This window comes from Paracoccus sp. NIOT.M2S5SZ12 (assembly GCF_057748165.1).
Map to the genome: position 1 here is coordinate 1 of NZ_JBYLFR010000013.1, position 15,524 is coordinate 15,524.

The following is a 15,524-nucleotide window of genomic DNA, read 5'->3' on the forward strand; positions in this document are numbered from 1 at the left end:
ACCAGGCGGTCGATCGGGATGCGCCGGGTGTTACCCCCCGCATTGCCAAGCAGATCATCAATGATCGTGGCGACGGGAAGGTTATTCGTGCCAACTCCGGCCATTCGGGTCTCTCCTTGCTGCAGGCGAGGTGAGCGTTACGCGCGCGCGCGACCCGGTGGCGGGGGGATGCGGTCCGATGGATCAGATCACGTCTATGACGAACGGGCCTGCTACGGGGCCGGGAACGCCATCACGGTTCTGCGGCTCGACCCAGAGATAGTGCAGTCCGGCGGCAAGGGTCGCGGCGGTCTCCAGGTAGACGGTGATTTCGGAGACCGCGCCGTCGAACAGGCTGCCCGCGAACAGCTGGAAGCTGGTGTTGCCTTCGGCCGCCTGCAGTCGCGCGGTCTGGCGACCGTTGGAATTGAGGACCGGCCCCGTGACCAAGGTGCCGCCGGCAAGGCGCGGGCTGAGGTTGCCATCGCTGCGATCGGCGATGCGCAGGCCGACTCGATACCAGCGCCCCGCGATAGTCGTCATCGGCTGCGACGCCACGTCCGTGGTGCCAGCCGTGTGGAACAGGGTCTCGCCACTGCGCGTCCAACCGCTGTCCAATGTCCATGTTCCGGTAAGAAGGCTCTGGCGGCTGGTGTCCCCCACCGGGATCGAGACGGTCTGCAGCGGCTGGACGGTCACCGGCGTGCGGACCCGGTGAAGGTTGCGGTCCAGCACCGGGGTCCGGGACCGATAGACCTGCAGGCGCTCGGTCGCGGGGTCAGACCCGGTTGCGACCTCGACGATGGCCCCTCCAAGCCGGGTCGATATTCGAATCGCCTCGGGATCGAGGGCCGCGGGGATTTGCGTTCCCTGCGCCCCGACGATCAGCGGGATCGTCGCGCCATAGGCACCCGCGACGCCAGCCGACGATATGGCCCGGGCGCGCATCTGGATCGACGCCCCGTTGGCATAGCCAGTGATGACGCCGCCCCCATTGGCGGCCGGGATCTGGACCACGGTCCAGCTGCCTGCGCCCTCGGGGCGATGCTCGATCGAGAACGCCTCGGCGCTGACCGGGCTCGGGCCGGGTTCGATCAGATAGCTGACCGATCCGGCGATGGTCGGTTCGGCGGTGATCGAGGTGAAGCGCGGCGCGGCCGGGGCCAGCAGGCTTTCGTTGACCTCGGCTCCCACGCGGCCCGACCAGGCAGGGATTGTGTCCTGCTCCAGCAGGCTGTCGATCTGGGGGGCGGCGTCCACCAGGTGCAGGATTGAAGCCATGTCCTGGGCCGCCTCGACGCCGGTGACGACACAGCTGAAGGTCTCAAGGCTTTCGCGCCCAAAATAGACCGGGTCGCCAGCCTGCGGCGCCGGTCCGGAACCGTCGAGCAGCAGCACGTCGGTCTCGCCCGGCTCCGCCGCGACGGGCCTGACGACCGAGGTGCCGATGCTGTCGTCGGGGCCGGAAAAGACCCGGAACCGGATCGCGTGGCTGTCGCCCGGCGCCAAGGTGACTGGATCCTCCAGATGGATCTGCGCGCCCGCCACGGCACGGATACGGGTCGCCGTCTGGACCTTGTCCAGGATCCGGTGGCTGAGGGCCACGGTATCGCCGCGCGTGGCCACCCGGGCCGGTCCATCCTGCGTCACCTGGTGGCGGTCGGGGCGATGGATGACCTCATACATGCGGCGGCGCGCCTCGCGCCAGACCTCGGCCGGGTCGGTCTTGCCAGGCATTTCCAGCGCTTCGGTCTCGATGATCGGGCCGCCGTAGCCCGGCCAGCGGACCAGCCGTTCAGCAGGCTTCCAGTCATTGGTTCGGTCCAGGAACTTGACCCGGAAGGCATGGGGCGGGCGGACATAAGTGCGGGTGGTCGAGAAGGACCAGCTGTTGCGCGGGCCGACGTGATCGACCACCAGGTCGGCGGGGCGGTCGATGACCACGCCCCATTTGAGGCCATCATGACGGGGCGATGCGCGGCCGGCCACCGCGATCTCGGTCAGGATCTCGCGCAGGGTGGTGCCGGCTTGGTCCAGCACCCGGTCGTATTGCAGTCCCTTGATGCGGCAGAAATCGTGCCAGTCCTCCAGCTGATCCAGGTCCAGCTCGGCCGTGGTGGCGGGGCGCGGGTTCGACGGGCTCTGCAGGGCGTGACGGAACAGGGCGGCCGGGTTGGACGTGGCCCGCTCGACCCACTGGCCGGAGGTGTGGTCGTAATCCAGGCACAGCGCCTGCGCGATGGCGTTGAAGCTGTCGAGGTTGCCGGACAGCTGGTGGGTGGCCCGCGCCCGGATCGCGACCAGCGCCAGCGGGCGGCGATAGTTCAGAGGGTATTCCGGACGGTGGGTCTGCAGGGCTGCCCAGGTCGCGCGGCGCTGGACTTTGCTATCGGTTGTCTCGTCGGTCATCATCGTAAGCCGGATCTGCCAGCGGCCACGCGACGGGAAGGTCCAGCTGTGCTGGCGATAGAACATCTCCAGCTTCTTGGCGCGGATCTCCAGCGTTGTGACCAGCTGCCATTCCTCTGCATCGATCCGCCGCTGCTCGATCTTGATGCTGACGCTCTCATGGCGCTGATCGCCCTCATCGTTGAAGCGGACAAGGCCACCCGGAAACGACAGGATGATCGACGCGCCCAAGGCATCGCCGCCTGTCGTGCGCACCATCGGCTTCTCCTCGCCGCCGCCCGGCATGACCTCTCCGGCGCTGTCGCGCGGCAGAGGGCGGACCAGCTCGACGCCTACGGCCTCCTCCAGGATCTGTCGCGTGATGATCGTCTGCGGCAGATCGGTGGCGCGGCCGTCGCGGATTTCGACCTGCACGTCCTCGAACTCATCGATCGAGGTCTCGCCGATGCGGAGGTCGCTGATCTGCAGCGGGCCTTCACCCAGGCAGAAGACGGCACGGATGTATTGCTCGTCGCCGACGATCTCGGAATGGCTGAAGCACGCGAAGGGGGGCGCGTAGCGATGCCGCCCCATGACGACCGGCACCGCGCCGTCCGGGTCCAGGCGATTCTGCCAGCCAGCGATGGAATAGCGGGCTTGGACGTCACGGCTTTCGGGCTTCACCGGCGGGATCAGCGCGGACAGCAGCAGGTTCCCGACCAACGTGACGCCGGTGGAAAGCAGTGCGGTCCCGATAGCGACCCCGAACTTTCCCGACAGGCCGAGGGCCGCGGCGAACGGCGCCCCGAACATCGTCCCGATGGCGAAGGCTGCCACGGCGATGGCGATGGACAGCACCGCCTTGATCGCGCCTTTGCCCGCGATCACCCGGACCACGACCCGCACGCCCGGACGCGGCCGGACGCGGCTCCAGAGCGCCTCGGGAATGACCTCGGCACCACGATCCGTCACCAGCGTGACCCGGCAGCTGCGCCGCTCGGTCGAGTCAATGGCCGGCAGGGTGCTGTCAAGGATCTCGGCGATCGACATGCCCGCGCTGCACTGCATCTCGACCCGCCCCGCACCGGGGTCGAAATGCGGGGCGGCCAGAACGGGGATGGTGGGGGTCATGGGCGGGCCTCGGTGATGATCTGGACCGGCTGCGCGGCGGCTTGAAGGGGGCTTGAACAGTGGCGCCAATGGCCCTGCAAGCGATGCGCCCAGGGGCCGCTGCGATAGTCGGCCAGCTTGGCGCAATCCTCCTCCTGCATGTGGATCATCAGTCCGTGGCGGATGACGATGCCGACATGGCTGGACAGCCGGCCGCGCCGGAAGACCGCGATGTCGAAGGCCAGCGCCGTCCCGGAAACAGGCACCCAAAGGGGGGATGCCTCCTCTCCAGCGATGAGCGCCGCGATCTCGGCATGCTCGTCGGCCGAGCTGTAGCTGCCCAGATAATCCGGCAGGCTGATGCCCAGCTCCTCATGATAGATGATGCATGCCAGGCCGTAGCAATCACAGCCCGCGCGGCTGCGGCCGAACTCCTCGTAGGGGATGCCGACGAAGCGGTTAGACCAGCTCACAGGTGCAGCCCCGGGAAACGGTCGCGGCTCATGCGCCCGGCCGGGAAGAACTCGTTCTCGATCTCCTCGCGGCTGATGGTCAGGATTATCTCGCCCGCATCCGCATCGACGGTCGTGATCAGCAGGTTCGACCATTCGGCCTCGACGACATCCGGGGTCGAGGCCAGCACCACTGCCATGCGGATCGTGGGCGGGCTGGTGATGCTGCGCACAGTCTCGATGATGGCGTGATCCAGCGCCTCGATGGCGATCTGCGCGGTGGCCGGGGCATCCTCCAGATCGCTCGGCAGGATCGCGTCGGCGATGGCCCACAGATGGGGCTCCAGCAGCGGGTTCGCGCCTGCCCAGGCAGAGCGCGTGCCATAGATGACCGGGTCTTCGGCCAGCCGTTCGGTTGGGTCGGTTGACAGGCGGATCGGTGCAGCTAGGCTGGGATGGTCGATGCGGAACAGGGCGACATAGACCTCATCGGTGGTCAGGTCCTCCTGCGCCATTCGCGCGTTCATCGAAATCCGCCTCATGGCAGCACCCAGACGTTGAAGGTCTTCCGAAACCGCAGGTCGCCCACGATGGTCTCGGTCGGGGGCGGGTCGCCGAAGACGCAAAGCCAGCGTTCGGACAGAAGCAGGTTGGTCGCCCCATTCAGCAGGGGGATGCCGTCACTGGACAGCAGCTTCCAGCCATTCGTCGTCGGATCGGGCATGCGGAACTCGCGGGTGCCATGGGCGCAGGTGACCTCATAGAACTGATCGAAGATCGCCTTCTCGTTCCGCGTTAGCACCAGCGACAGCGCCACGCCGCGCGCGACCGAGGAAAACCGGCGGCGATAGCTGGGCGGGCCTGCCTCATTCGGCCGGCGGATGCGCGTCTCCTGGGGCTGGACCTGCCAGCCGGGACGCTCGAACCGGGTCAGGGTCTCGGGCCAGTCGATCATCGGGCGATCCCCTGCTTGCGCACGCCATAGCGCGCCTCGAAGGCCCGGCCGAACGGGTTGCCCGGCTGGCCGGCAGCGGCGGCCATCTGGCGGCCGATGGTCATGGTCAGGGTCGGGTTGCCGCGGCTGTCTGTGCCTTCCTCTGCCTGGGCCCCTCCAGAATAGTCCTTGACGATGACGGTCATCGGCCCGCTTCCACCCTGGCCCATCACCACGGGCTGCTGCGACTTCGAGGCCATGGCGGACAGGTTCGAGATCAGCGCGCCGGCATTTTCCAAGGCCCGCGAGGTCATGATCTCCTCGCCATCCCGGACCATGGCCAGCTTCTCATCGGCGCGCATACGGTCGCCAAAGCCGTTGAGGCCGTAGCTGCGCATCACGCCCGGCGATCCCGTGTGGTTGGTGCTGATCGGGGCGGCTCCGCCAGCACCCGGCATAGGCATGCCGAAGGCGCTGCCAAGGGCGTTGGTGGCCCAGTTCGCAAAGGCATTGATGGCCGGGGAAATGGTCTGCTGATAGCTGAGGCGGAGAAACTGCTCTATGGTGAAGTCCACCAGGTCCTGCATGCTCGCCTTGCCGCTCTGCCCAAAGCGGACGAAAGCGTCCTCGGCACCCTTCGCCCATCCGGTCACAAGGCTCTCCGAGACATCGGCCCAGGACAGCATCTTGTCCTGGACATCCAGCAGCCCGCGCTCGACTCCGGCGTTCCAGTCGTCGCGGCGCTTCAGATCGTCCTCATAGGCTTTCGACAGGCGCTCCTGATAGATGCGCTCGACGTCCTCGGCGAATTGCGCGTAGCCTCCGCGCGTGGCGTTCAGCTGCTCCAGTGCCTTCTCCCGCCAGGCCTCCGCTGCGGCCACATCCGCCTCATAGGATGGCGCAAGGCGGGCCAGCTCGGCCGTGATGGACGCGCCGGCAGATGCTGCGGATCGTCCGCGCCCGCCTGCGCCTGCGGCCCCGCCGGTCGATCCGGTTCTGGCAGCGTCGCGCTGGCTCTCGCGATAGGCGGCTTCTGCGGCTGCAACCTGCTCCTCAATCGCGGCCAATTCGCGCGCGCCGTCCGCGATCATCCCGGCTTGGCCATTGATGGCGCCCAGCATGGCAGGGTTGCCGCCGCGGATCGCGGCATAGGCCGCGCTGCCGCTTTCTTCGAGATACTGTTGCCGGGCCAGATGAGCAGCACGCCCCTCCGGATCGCCGACCGTCTCCATGCGGATGCGTGCGGTGGCGATAGCTTGACGCTGCGCGCCCTGCATGCCCGCGACCACCTGGTTCAACTGCGCCATGGCCGCGCCAAGGTTGGTCACGATGCCACCCGCCTCTGCGCGGACATCAGCCATAGCGCCCGCCCATGAAGCGGTGGCAGCCGTGACGGCGACATTCTGGTCGTGGATCTCCATCAGACGGTCGCGCTGGTCCCCCATGATGCCGGCGCGCTCCAGCTCGATCTCATAGGCCTCGCGGGCGACGCGCGCCCGTTCGGTTTCGGCCTGCTGGCTGTCGGCCCCAAACCGGGCGATCACCTGGTTCAGCGACAGCTCGTCCTGCGCGACGCGAATGCGATCCTCGCCTTCAGCCCGCAGCTCGCGCGCGCGGTCGACGGCCGCCTTGAAATGCCCTTGAACGCCCTCGACAAGGGTCGACCAGAACTCGGCGGCCTGAGCGGTCCCGTTGAACTGCGCCTCGACCTCTGCTGCCTTCTCTGCAATCCCCCGGAGCTCGTCCAGCAGTCCTTGAAGTTGGGTATTCACTTCCGGGATGCCGCCGTTATCCGTCAGCGCCAAGATAAGGCCGTTGATTTCCTCGATCGCGGCCTTCGCATTGCCGCTCCCAAGGCTCTCATCAATGCGTGTGCGCCGCTCATCGAATTCGGTGAACGACATGGCTGAGCCATAGTCTCCGAATCGGCGCTCATTTAGCCGCGACTGAACGTCTGCTGCGCTCTCGCCGTTGACGGCACTGCCGGGGGTTAGCAGCGCAGCACCGAACCGTGCTAAATATCCCGGATCCCGAGCTGAGAGTGCGCCATCGAGGCTGGACCGAAGCGTCTTCAGTTGCGCGGCCCGATCAAGCTTGAGGAGTGCTTCGGTAGCCTCCCGTGTCGAATCTGTCAGATTGCCAAACTTCTGGGACAGCTCTTCATCTCGCAGCAGCTCGAGCGAGTCACTGACCCTCTGTAGCGCGGCATCCAGTGCATTGATGCGTTCGTCTGCTGCCTTAGCGGCATCTCCGGTCTTGAACAGCATTGCGATCAGCGGCGTCCCGACCGCGACCACGGCGCCCAGCACCGCACCCAGGACGCCGAAGCCGCCCAAGAGCTGCGGAAGCTGCTGGGCCAGGGCCAGCGATGCCGACTGCCCAGCCTGCACCTGAACGGCGAAATCGGCAAGCTGAAAGCTGGCGTTCTGCACCCCCATGCCCATGGTCACACCGCTGGCGCCGATCGCCTTCTGACGGGCCTCCAGCAGGCCCATCACGCGGGTGGCCTCCTCCTGGGTGATAATGTTCATGCGGACGCCACGGGTCAGTTGATCCTGCGCCTGCGTCATTTCCAGCGCCGCCCGCGCGGCCGGATCGACCGCGATGGTCAACTGCCGGATGGCGGCCTCTTCGGCCTCAATCGCGCGCTCCATGGCCTGGGCGCTCTGCACCGCAGGATTGTGGGCACGAACGAACGACTGATAGCGGTCCTCCAGCTGCTGGAGCGAGCGCGCGGCGGCCGTGTTCGTCACGTCACCCGAAGCCAGCGCTGCGGCGACCACCGCTTGTGCATCAGCCAGTTCGCGCTGTGCGCGGATGACCGGGTTCAGGCTCTCCTCCAGCACGCGATAGGCGCGGGCCGCGCTGGCGGCCTGCTCCTGCTCGAATGCCTGGAACTCTCGCGCCGCCTCGAACGCGCCGAAGCTGTCGCGCGCTGACCGCGGCGCGGCGTTGAAGTTGTTGAAGGTCCGGCCAAGCCGCTCGGCCATGCGGCCCTGTTCAGTCGCCGCCTGGGCTGCGGCGGCCGAGGCGGCTTCGGTCTCACGGCGGATCTCGCGCAGGCCTTCGCTGCCCCGGCGCATTTCGGCCACCAGCGCGCTGGCATCGGCCGTGACCGTCAGGCGGGCGCGAAGATCAGTGCTCATGGTTCGGTCCTCATTTGCTTCAGGGCTTCGCGCTCGATGATCGCCAGACCGTCGAACAGGCGGGCATCTGGTGTGATGCCCAGCCAGCGGGCCGCGACATCCACCGCGACCAGATCAAGGGCGATGGGTCGCATGCCGCCCAGACCTGCCGGTCCCATCCGCCACTGCCCCGCCGAGGCCAGCACCAGCCGGATCAGCGGTCGCTCGGCGGCAGGCAGGGTGATTACCTGATCCTCCAGCCCCATCATCCGCCGCGCGGTGGTCACGGCCTGCTTGCGGGTCAACCCGCCTTCAGCCATCAGGTCCGAGACCAGGGCCTCGCCGATCGCAGCGCCGCCCCAGATGGCCTGGGCGGCGCGGATCAGTTTTTTTCGCGGATCCCCAGCACCGCTTCGGTCAGCGCCTGATCGACGGCGATGCGGATTGCCCGCTGGCGCAACAGCTTCTCGCGGTTGGCCTCGCTGAAGGGCAGATCGCCCCCGTTCTCGACCGCGATGCCGCTCCAGCCGACCCAGTATTTCGACAGGCGCTCGCGGGCGAAGGTGACCATTTCGGCCATGTCCTCGGCCTTGCGCGGCTCGAATATCTCCATCTCGTCCGCCGGCAGCATGAAGGTGCCGGTGAACTCATGGACCTCGTCATTGCCGCCCGAGGGCAGCTTGACGCGGACGGGCCAGTCGAAGGTGAAGCGGTCGGTATAGGTGAACATGCGAAATGGTCCTTGTGCGGTCAGGAGAAGCGGATCTCGATATCGTCATTGCCCGCGCCGGTGGGCAGGAAGACCAGGTCCAGCGTGACGCCCAGATCGCCCTCGATGTCCTGCTCGCCGGCGAACTTGATCTGCACCTGCGGCGCGCTGATGGTCAGGGTCTTTCCGGTCTCGCGGCCCAGGGTCCAGACCAGCGGTTCGGTGACGCCGTCGCGGATGTTAGCCAGGATGTCTTTGGCGGCCAGGGCGGGCCATTTCACCGTCATCGACCCGGTGACCCGGCGCGGCCCCAGGGTGGTGCCCTCCAGGTTCATGTAGGTGTCGACGCGCGGCTGGCGACCATCGGTCCAGGTGAAGCTGCGGACCGGCAGCGTGACCCCGCCCAGGGTATGGGCGAACATGGTCTCGGGGGTGCAGGTCAGGGCGCGCGGCCAGTCGCCGAAGTCATGCGCTTCGGCCACGAAGGGGACCGGGGCGCCATAGCGGCCGCGCCGGTTGAAGCGGAAGAAGGGCTTGCGGCCGGTCTCGGCCGTGAAGGACACGGCACCCCGGCAGCCGGCCACGGCCTGCATCAGCGCGCCATTGCGCAGCTGCAGGGTGGTGGTCGGAATGACCGCGCTTTCGTCGAGGGGGGTGAAGACGCTGTCGCCACCGTCATCGGTCAAGGCAAAGCCGCTGGACTGCAGCAGATGCGCATAGAGCGGCGGCTGCCCTGGGGCGGTGGGGGGCGCGGCCTCGATGTCGTATTCGGCGCCGGAATGGATGTTGAAGATGTCCTCGCCCTGGGCGCCTTCGATGCCGATCGCGAAATCCTGGGCCTGATATTCGGCCTCAAGGTTACGGATGGTGACATTGCGCGCCATCAGCGCGTCGGCGGGGGCGGTGACGACGGCGGTGCCGGGCGTGACCTCCAGCTTCTCTCGGATCAGGCGCTGCGCATAGCGGGCCATGGTGGTCTCCTTTCAGGTGATCTGAATGCGCCGGTCAAAGCGCAGCGTGAATTCGTCCTGCCAGAACAGCCCACCGCGGCTGTCCACGCCGCTGAGCAGCTGGCCCCGGGCAAAGCGGAAGGCCTGGTCGGCGCCGGGCGGAACGTGCCGTCCCAGGGTCAGCAGCACCCCCTGCCGGATGGCGCCCAGATCCTCGCTGGCCCGTGCCCCGGTCCGATCGGCCAGATCGCGCACGGCCATGATGACGCCGATCCGCGCGGTCACCGCCTGTTCGACGGCATCATCCGAGGCGTAGCGGGCTTCGGTCGCGGTCTCGGCCAGCAGGACGATCCAGGCGGATGGAAACCGGATCGTCTCTCTGGTGGCGGTGGCCAGGTCGCGTGCCTGATCGACCCGGACGAACTGGGGCATGGCAGCAGCCAAGTGTTCGGCCACGGCGATGGTGTCCAGATGCATCATTGCGGCCGCCCCGACAGCAGGTCGTCGAAGAAGGCGACGGTCATATCGCCGATGTCAGCCTCTTCCTCGGCCGAGATGCCCAGATAGGGCCGCGCCGGGATCGTGACTGCGCCTGCGGTGACGGCACTGCCATTGGCCAAGGTGAAGAACAGCGCCTTGGCGGTGACCGGCCGGATGGTGGCGCCCACCTGGTGGACGGCGGCATAGATCAGGTTGCTGCCGACGGTGACCTGCCGCTCCTCGGGCAGTGCCGTGATCGAGTTCATCAGCCGCCCGCTGTCAAAGAGGGTCGGCGTGCCCTGTTCCTTGGCGCGCAGGCTTTTGAGCCATGCCACGCCGTCGGGGGTCTCGTTGGTCACGGCGATCCGCTCGCGGGCGCCGTTGACCAGGACGCGACCGATCGCATCCATCAGCGGAAACAGGTCCTTGCCCTCCATCGTCGCACGGTCCAGCGCGGCCACGACGGGCAGGTCATCCAGGGCAAACCGGATCGTGACGCCGCCCATGGCTCAATACCCCCGCAGCCGGTCGCGGGTGAACAGGCGCTCGGGGCCGTCCGTCATCGCCACGCCGGGCGAGGTCAGGTTGCCGGGGCCGTCGCCGTCATCGCCGATGGCGGTCTCGCCACGCGCGATGCTCTTCAGCGTCTCCAGCGCCGCCTTGCGCAGATGCTGATAGGCGGTCATGTCGTGGCCCAGGTTCACATACAGCCGGTGCATGGCCAGATCGCGGCACAGGACGGTCAGGATGTGCGGCGGCTCTGCCATCGGCAGGGTGACCACCTTGCCGATATGGCTGTTGATCTCGGCGGTGGCATCGGCCAGCGCCTGTTCCAAGCGCGCACCCGACGGCGCCCCCCCGCGCTCGAAATCCGTCAGGAGTTCGAGGTCACGGGGGGTGATCACCGCCTTCAGCTGCGCCACGGTCGCATACATGTTCAGCCCCGCTCGATCACGGCGACGGTGAACTGCGGATCACCCTGCAGCAGCGCCAGCTCATAGGCGGTCAGCTCATCGGCATGCACGGGGGTCTCGCCCTCGGGCCAGCGGCGTCCGGCGCGGCGGCGCCCGCCCGCGCGATGACAGATGACCATGAGGGCAGCCTCGCTCTCGCGGACGATTTCCTGTTCGTCATCGATACCTGCCGGGCTGGGCGCATCGGGCAACCCGGCCTGGGCGGCGGCATCCGAACTCTCTTCGGACGAGACGGTCTGGTCGTCATCGTGCCCGGCGTCCGCCGTCGCCTCGGCCTGGACCTGTTCGGTCGTCGCATCCTGCGCCACCTTGGTAGCGTCGGTTTCGGTCTGATCGCCCTCGGGGGCGGCGGTGGGTTTCGCGGGCTTGCGTGCCATGGTGGGCCTCCTGTCAGCTCATCAATGGGGGCGCAGCTCGCGCCCCCACGGGAAGATGACCGCCTCAGATCAGCGTCAGACGATTCTCGACATGCAGATCGGCCGAGTTGCGCCAGACGTTGGTGGCACCGGCAGCGTTGCGCTCGGCCATCAGGATCTCGCGGCCCGCGCCCTCCAGGGTCGAGGGCACGACCAGCAGGCGGGGGCGCAGGTTCAGCTTGCGGCCCTTGTGTCCGCGCATCGCCCCCATGGCGGCCCGCGCCGCCTCATAGCTGTCGGCCGTCAGCGGCTGGCGGCTGGCATAGATCAGCTGCCACGCGCCAAAGCCCGAGGCGCAGCGCCGCTTCGCACCCCAGATGAACTCGTCATTGTGGAAGACGTTGTCGTCGTTCAGGTTCGTCTTGGCCGTGATGCGGGCTGCCTCGCGGTCCTGGAAGATCATCGGCTTGATCGCGCGGCTGTCGTCGATCAGATACCAGGCCGCGCCCGACCCGCCCTGAAAGTTCGAGACCGAGACCTCGTTGCCATTCTCGCCCACGACCGGGTGGTCGGTGTCGAAGAACATCTGGCCGTCATAGTGCTCGGTCGTGAAGCCCTGCTCCAGGCGCTCCCAGACCAGATCGTCGGGCAGCTCGGCCGCGACCTGGGCCATGTCCTGGATGATCGGGGTGTAGAGACCGATCTGGTCGTCGCTGATGTCGTCGACCGAAACGGCCACCGTCTTCTCGAACTTGCGGTTCGTGATCGTGAAGCCGTCCTTTTCCAGACGCTCGATATGGCGTTCGCCGATCCATTCCCGCATCGGCCCCAGTTCGGACAGCTTGGGATAGGTCTGGTTGCGCGTGGTCGAGGGCACCGTCATGGCGATGCGCCCATAGGTGGTCTCGACCCCCGTCAAACGGGTGTTGAAGGCGGTCGTGAAGGCCGTGTTCAGGGCCAGAAGGGATGCGCGGTTGATGTCCATCTCGGAACTCCGGGTCAGAGGATTTCGACGACGACGCCGGCAGGCGTGACGTCCAGGCACTTGCCCGCGACCAGCGGCGTCCCGCTGCCCGGCGGCGGGGCGACGGTGTTGTCATCGACGACGACGACATTCCCGCCGATATGGGCGCGGGTGACGTTGCCATCGTTGGCAAACAGGAAGGGGCCGCGCTCGGTCTCGACGGTGGCATCGCCGGCCGCGCCGTCGGTGTTGTCGGCCTCGTGCAGGGCGACCCCGCGGATCCGGGCGGCATTGGGCGCGGCCGGCAGGGCCTGCCCCTGCGCGTTCAGCGCGACCAGGGCGCCGGTGAAGATCCGGACATCGGCCGCCAGCGGGTCGGCGAACCGGCGGCCATCACCCACGCGGGTCCGGCCGGAATTCTTGGTCAGAGCAGCCATGGATCAGGCCTCCTTGTTGCGGGTGGCGAGGAAGGCTTCCTCGGAGACGCCCAGCGCGGATGCCATCTGGCGTTCGACTGGGGTCAGCTTGTCGGACTTGGCCGCGGGCGGCTCGCGGCCGGCCAGCTGGCGTTCGCCCAGGGCGACGACCACGGGCGCGGCGGCGGCCCAGGCCTCGAACTCGCCCAGATCCTTCGAGGCAAGCTGGGTGGCCCAGCCCTCCATCGCGGGCGTCAGCTTGCCCGCGTCGCGCGCGCGCTCCAGCGCGGCCTCGGCCTTGCCGCTGGCCAGATCGGATTGCAGCGAGGCCAGCTGGGTCTGCACATCCTGGAAGGCCGACATCGGCACGAACTGGGCCGGGTCGGGCTTGGTGGCGGTCAGCTTGCTGCAGATCTGCGTGGCTGCGTCATCGCCGCTGACGCCAGCGGCCGCTTTGATGGAGGCCAGCTGGGTCTCGGCCGTGGCGAGCGCGGTGACGCGCGCCACGATGTCTTCGGGCTTGTCGGCGGCAATGCCGAGCACGCCCGCGATCTGCTCGATCGGGTCCATGTCATGTTCCTTGGAGGCAAGTTGACGAAGTTGCGGAAGGGCCGGCGCGTTGACCAGCCCGGCGCCTTCGATCAGCACGACCCGACCATCGGGCGTGTTCTTGAAGACCGGCGAGAGGAAACGATAGCTGCGCCCCTGGATCGCGGCGGCGCCCTCTGCGGTCCATTCGACCGATGCCATGATCCGGCTGCCCTCGACGCGCAGGGCGGTGATCCAGCCGGCCGCGCGGCTGTCCTGTTCGCCCTGCTTGGCAAAGCTGCGGTGGTCGAAATCGATCGGCAACACCCCACCGGCGGCCGAAGCGAGGCTGCGCTGAATCAGGTCCGCAGGGTCATCGGTCCGCAGCGACAGCCGCGACCGGGCATCGCCCAGGCGGAATGCGCCGACCGGCAGCAGCTCGATCTCGGCCGGGGGCTCGGCGGACAGCGCCGCAAGGGCGCACATATTTCGGATCAGGTTGGTCATGGACCCGCTGTGCCATGACCAGGGAAAAAGCGGCGGGGGGATGCAGTCCGGGGGCCGGATCGGCGCGGGATCGCGGCGGGTGGATCAGGACCGGAACGGAACCGCGTTCAAATCGCCCGGAGCGCGTTCAAAAAGGCCATCAACGCCTTTTCGCCGCCCCACGCCCGTCATCAGGCGGAAGGGGCCTCAGCGGCGATTTTTTGGGGGTCAACGCCAAGAGCGCGCAGATGCGCCTCGGCGTCGGCAATCACCATGTCGCGGAAGCTGGACGGGGGGTCGTTCCGATACTCGGCCAGAAACGCCATCCATGCGTCCGCATCGAACAGATCAGGCTCAGCTCGCATAAAGAAATCAGCCATCGCTCAACCTCGCGATCAGATCCGCATTGGCGTCCATGATCTGACGCACGCGCTCCGACATGTGCCAAGAATAGGTGACCAGGCCCCGCTTCTCAAGATAGAGCATCCGGGCATGCATGAAGATCTCGGCTCCATGCTCCGTAGCCTTCAGCTCGTCCCAATGGTCAGACAAGCGATCGCGCATCACGATGAGAGACGGGCTCAATGCGCCTCCCGGAATGCGCGCTGCCCGCCACATGCTCCCGCCTGGCGTGACGGCAGTGATCGCCTGACCTGCCGTGTCGAAGAGGGTCATGATGTCCTGGGAGGACAGGCTGGCATCGGTGAGGTGGTTGTGCAGAAAGCTCGGCAGCTCCGTCGGGGCCAGATCCGTCATCGAAACGAAGTCCGGCCGTGATAGATCGGCCCGCCACCACTGCACCGGCTGTGAGCTGCCATCGACCATCAACAGGCCTTCGCGGCCGTCGATCATGCCGCGCAGTCGCAGCCCCTCGATCAAGCCATACTCCGCGCTCCGACGCTCCTGCGGCAGATCGGCCGCGACCCGGTCCCAGGCGGCGCGACCGTCCAGCCAGACCGCCCCGGGGTTGGTGTCGAAGCCGGGCGTGATGCCTCTCGGCACGTCCGAGATCTCGCCTGAGCGCTTGTTCGTCCACGCGACCTCGTCCAGATCCAGCGGGGCATCGACCTGGCGGCCATTGCGGCGCATCCAGCCCTCGGTTCGCTGGATCACGGTGCAGCCGCAGAAATAGCCGTTGGGGGGATAGATGCGCTGCCAAACCGGATCATCGACGCGCCAGATCTTGCCGTGAAACCGCGCATGATCGTGCCGCTTGGTGCGCCGCTCGATCTGGACATATTCCAGATAGGGGAATGCCTGCCGGGTGCGCCAGATCGCCGCCCAATGGCCGGCGGCGTGGGACGTGCGCATGTTCGTGTCGAAGATGGTCCGCAGGCGGTGCATCGAACCCAGCTGGACCTCCTCCATTTCGCCGGTGACGGGATCCTCCATCAGGCCCTTTCCCCACCAGCCCATCTCGACCAACCGCGGCGCAAGGGACTGCTGGAACTGCGTCAGGGTGCGGCCTTCCTCCAGGGTCTTCTCGACCTCGGCGCGGATCGCGCGGGTGACGTCGTCCCGCATCGCCTTGGCCACGACCCAGTTGCGCGCATGCTCCTCGCGAAAGTGGTCCAGGTGATGAAAGCGCTGCAGCTCGTGGGCATAGCCCTTGGAGCGCAGGTATTCGATCGCCTCACGATGGGGCAGCGGGGCCAGCTCGATGCGCGCCATGA

Annotated in this window: 17 protein-coding genes; all 17 read right to left on the minus strand. The window is 67.4% G+C overall.

Going from position 1 to position 15,524, the window contains the following annotated elements:
- Positions 1-183: 183 nt before the first annotated feature.
- The gene (locus AC2SGK_RS12530) at positions 184-3,498 is read right to left on the minus strand and encodes a TipJ family phage tail tip protein (protein WP_488323865.1); all 3,315 of its coding nucleotides are present in this window, start codon (positions 3,496-3,498) and stop codon (positions 184-186) included.
- Positions 3,495-3,950, minus strand: coding sequence for an NlpC/P60 family protein (locus AC2SGK_RS12535; protein WP_488323866.1), 456 nt, complete (start codon positions 3,948-3,950; stop codon positions 3,495-3,497). The genes AC2SGK_RS12530 and AC2SGK_RS12535 overlap by 4 nt, the downstream gene beginning before the upstream one ends.
- On the minus strand, positions 3,947-4,444 hold the full coding sequence (locus tag AC2SGK_RS12540; protein ID WP_488323867.1) for a hypothetical protein: 498 nt from the start codon (positions 4,442-4,444) through the stop codon (positions 3,947-3,949). Before AC2SGK_RS12540 ends, AC2SGK_RS12535 begins: the two co-directional genes overlap by 4 nt.
- A 23-nt stretch (positions 4,445-4,467) precedes the next feature.
- Positions 4,468-4,884: a hypothetical protein gene (locus AC2SGK_RS12545; protein ID WP_488323868.1), complete on the minus strand. Its 417-nt coding sequence runs from the start codon at positions 4,882-4,884 to the stop codon at positions 4,468-4,470.
- A complete protein-coding gene (locus AC2SGK_RS12550; protein WP_488323869.1) occupies positions 4,881-8,009 on the minus strand; it encodes a phage tail tape measure C-terminal domain-containing protein in 3,129 nt (1,042 codons plus the stop codon). Before AC2SGK_RS12550 ends, AC2SGK_RS12545 begins: the two co-directional genes overlap by 4 nt.
- Complete coding sequence (locus AC2SGK_RS12555; protein WP_488323870.1) at positions 8,006-8,293, minus strand: DUF1799 domain-containing protein; 288 nt, start codon at positions 8,291-8,293, stop codon at positions 8,006-8,008. Before AC2SGK_RS12555 ends, AC2SGK_RS12550 begins: the two co-directional genes overlap by 4 nt.
- 77 nt (positions 8,294-8,370) lie before the next feature.
- Complete coding sequence (locus AC2SGK_RS12560; protein WP_488323871.1) at positions 8,371-8,718, minus strand: hypothetical protein; 348 nt, start codon at positions 8,716-8,718, stop codon at positions 8,371-8,373.
- 20 nt (positions 8,719-8,738) lie between these two features.
- A complete protein-coding gene (locus AC2SGK_RS12565; protein ID WP_488323872.1) occupies positions 8,739-9,668 on the minus strand; it encodes a phage tail tube protein in 930 nt (309 codons plus the stop codon).
- Between the two features lie 12 nt (positions 9,669-9,680).
- Positions 9,681-10,124, minus strand: a complete 444-nt coding sequence (locus tag AC2SGK_RS12570) for a phage tail terminator protein (RefSeq protein WP_488323873.1) — start codon at positions 10,122-10,124, stop codon at positions 9,681-9,683.
- The gene (locus tag AC2SGK_RS12575) at positions 10,124-10,633 is read right to left on the minus strand and encodes a phage virion morphogenesis protein (RefSeq protein WP_488323874.1); all 510 of its coding nucleotides are present in this window, start codon (positions 10,631-10,633) and stop codon (positions 10,124-10,126) included. Before AC2SGK_RS12575 ends, AC2SGK_RS12570 begins: the two co-directional genes overlap by 1 nt.
- 3 nt (positions 10,634-10,636) lie before the next feature.
- Positions 10,637-11,062 carry a gp436 family protein gene (locus AC2SGK_RS12580; protein WP_488323875.1) on the minus strand — a complete coding sequence of 142 codons (426 nt, stop codon included), beginning with the start codon at positions 11,060-11,062 and terminating at the stop codon, positions 10,637-10,639.
- Positions 11,063-11,064: 2 nt separating this feature from the next.
- A complete protein-coding gene (locus AC2SGK_RS12585) occupies positions 11,065-11,478 on the minus strand; it encodes an HI1506-related protein (RefSeq protein ID WP_488323876.1) in 414 nt (137 codons plus the stop codon).
- Positions 11,479-11,542: 64 nt separating this feature from the next.
- Entirely contained in the window at positions 11,543-12,442 is a 900-nt protein-coding gene (locus tag AC2SGK_RS12590; RefSeq protein ID WP_488323877.1) for a Mu-like prophage major head subunit gpT family protein, read from the minus strand.
- Positions 12,443-12,456: 14 nt separating this feature from the next.
- Positions 12,457-12,858: a hypothetical protein gene (locus AC2SGK_RS12595; RefSeq protein WP_488323878.1), complete on the minus strand. Its 402-nt coding sequence runs from the start codon at positions 12,856-12,858 to the stop codon at positions 12,457-12,459.
- Between the two features lie 3 nt (positions 12,859-12,861).
- Positions 12,862-13,872: a phage protease gene (locus AC2SGK_RS12600; protein ID WP_488323879.1), complete on the minus strand. Its 1,011-nt coding sequence runs from the start codon at positions 13,870-13,872 to the stop codon at positions 12,862-12,864.
- A 170-nt stretch (positions 13,873-14,042) separates the two neighbouring features.
- On the minus strand, positions 14,043-14,231 hold the full coding sequence (locus AC2SGK_RS12605) for a hypothetical protein (RefSeq protein WP_488323880.1): 189 nt from the start codon (positions 14,229-14,231) through the stop codon (positions 14,043-14,045).
- On the minus strand, positions 14,224-15,522 hold the full coding sequence (locus AC2SGK_RS12610; RefSeq protein ID WP_488323881.1) for a phage head morphogenesis protein: 1,299 nt from the start codon (positions 15,520-15,522) through the stop codon (positions 14,224-14,226). Before AC2SGK_RS12610 ends, AC2SGK_RS12605 begins: the two co-directional genes overlap by 8 nt.
- Positions 15,523-15,524 lie beyond the last annotated feature (2 nt).

What these genes read in the sequence shown, in the direction of transcription:
- AC2SGK_RS12590 (WP_488323877.1), bottom strand. Translation starts at nt 12,442, where the DNA reads ATGGACATCAACCGCGCATCCCTTCTGGCCCTGAACACGGCCTTCACG.
- AC2SGK_RS12600 (WP_488323879.1), bottom strand. Translation starts at nt 13,872, where the DNA reads ATGACCAACCTGATCCGAAATATGTGCGCCCTTGCGGCGCTGTCCGCC.
- AC2SGK_RS12550 (WP_488323869.1), bottom strand. Translation starts at nt 8,009, where the DNA reads ATGAGCACTGATCTTCGCGCCCGCCTGACGGTCACGGCCGATGCCAGC.
- AC2SGK_RS12570 (WP_488323873.1), bottom strand. Translation starts at nt 10,124, where the DNA reads ATGCATCTGGACACCATCGCCGTGGCCGAACACTTGGCTGCTGCCATG.
- AC2SGK_RS12575 (WP_488323874.1), bottom strand. Translation starts at nt 10,633, where the DNA reads ATGGGCGGCGTCACGATCCGGTTTGCCCTGGATGACCTGCCCGTCGTG.
- AC2SGK_RS12585 (WP_488323876.1), bottom strand. Translation starts at nt 11,478, where the DNA reads ATGGCACGCAAGCCCGCGAAACCCACCGCCGCCCCCGAGGGCGATCAG.
- AC2SGK_RS12540 (WP_488323867.1), bottom strand. Translation starts at nt 4,444, where the DNA reads ATGGCGCAGGAGGACCTGACCACCGATGAGGTCTATGTCGCCCTGTTC.
- AC2SGK_RS12595 (WP_488323878.1), bottom strand. Translation starts at nt 12,858, where the DNA reads ATGGCTGCTCTGACCAAGAATTCCGGCCGGACCCGCGTGGGTGATGGC.
- AC2SGK_RS12565 (WP_488323872.1), bottom strand. Translation starts at nt 9,668, where the DNA reads ATGGCCCGCTATGCGCAGCGCCTGATCCGAGAGAAGCTGGAGGTCACG.
- AC2SGK_RS12580 (WP_488323875.1), bottom strand. Translation starts at nt 11,062, where the DNA reads ATGTATGCGACCGTGGCGCAGCTGAAGGCGGTGATCACCCCCCGTGAC.
- AC2SGK_RS12605 (WP_488323880.1), bottom strand. Translation starts at nt 14,231, where the DNA reads ATGGCTGATTTCTTTATGCGAGCTGAGCCTGATCTGTTCGATGCGGAC.
- AC2SGK_RS12545 (WP_488323868.1), bottom strand. Translation starts at nt 4,884, where the DNA reads ATGATCGACTGGCCCGAGACCCTGACCCGGTTCGAGCGTCCCGGCTGG.
- AC2SGK_RS12610 (WP_488323881.1), bottom strand. Translation starts at nt 15,522, where the DNA reads ATGGCGCGCATCGAGCTGGCCCCGCTGCCCCATCGTGAGGCGATCGAA.
- AC2SGK_RS12560 (WP_488323871.1), bottom strand. Translation starts at nt 8,718, where the DNA reads ATGTTCACCTATACCGACCGCTTCACCTTCGACTGGCCCGTCCGCGTC.
- AC2SGK_RS12530 (WP_488323865.1), bottom strand. Translation starts at nt 3,498, where the DNA reads ATGACCCCCACCATCCCCGTTCTGGCCGCCCCGCATTTCGACCCCGGT.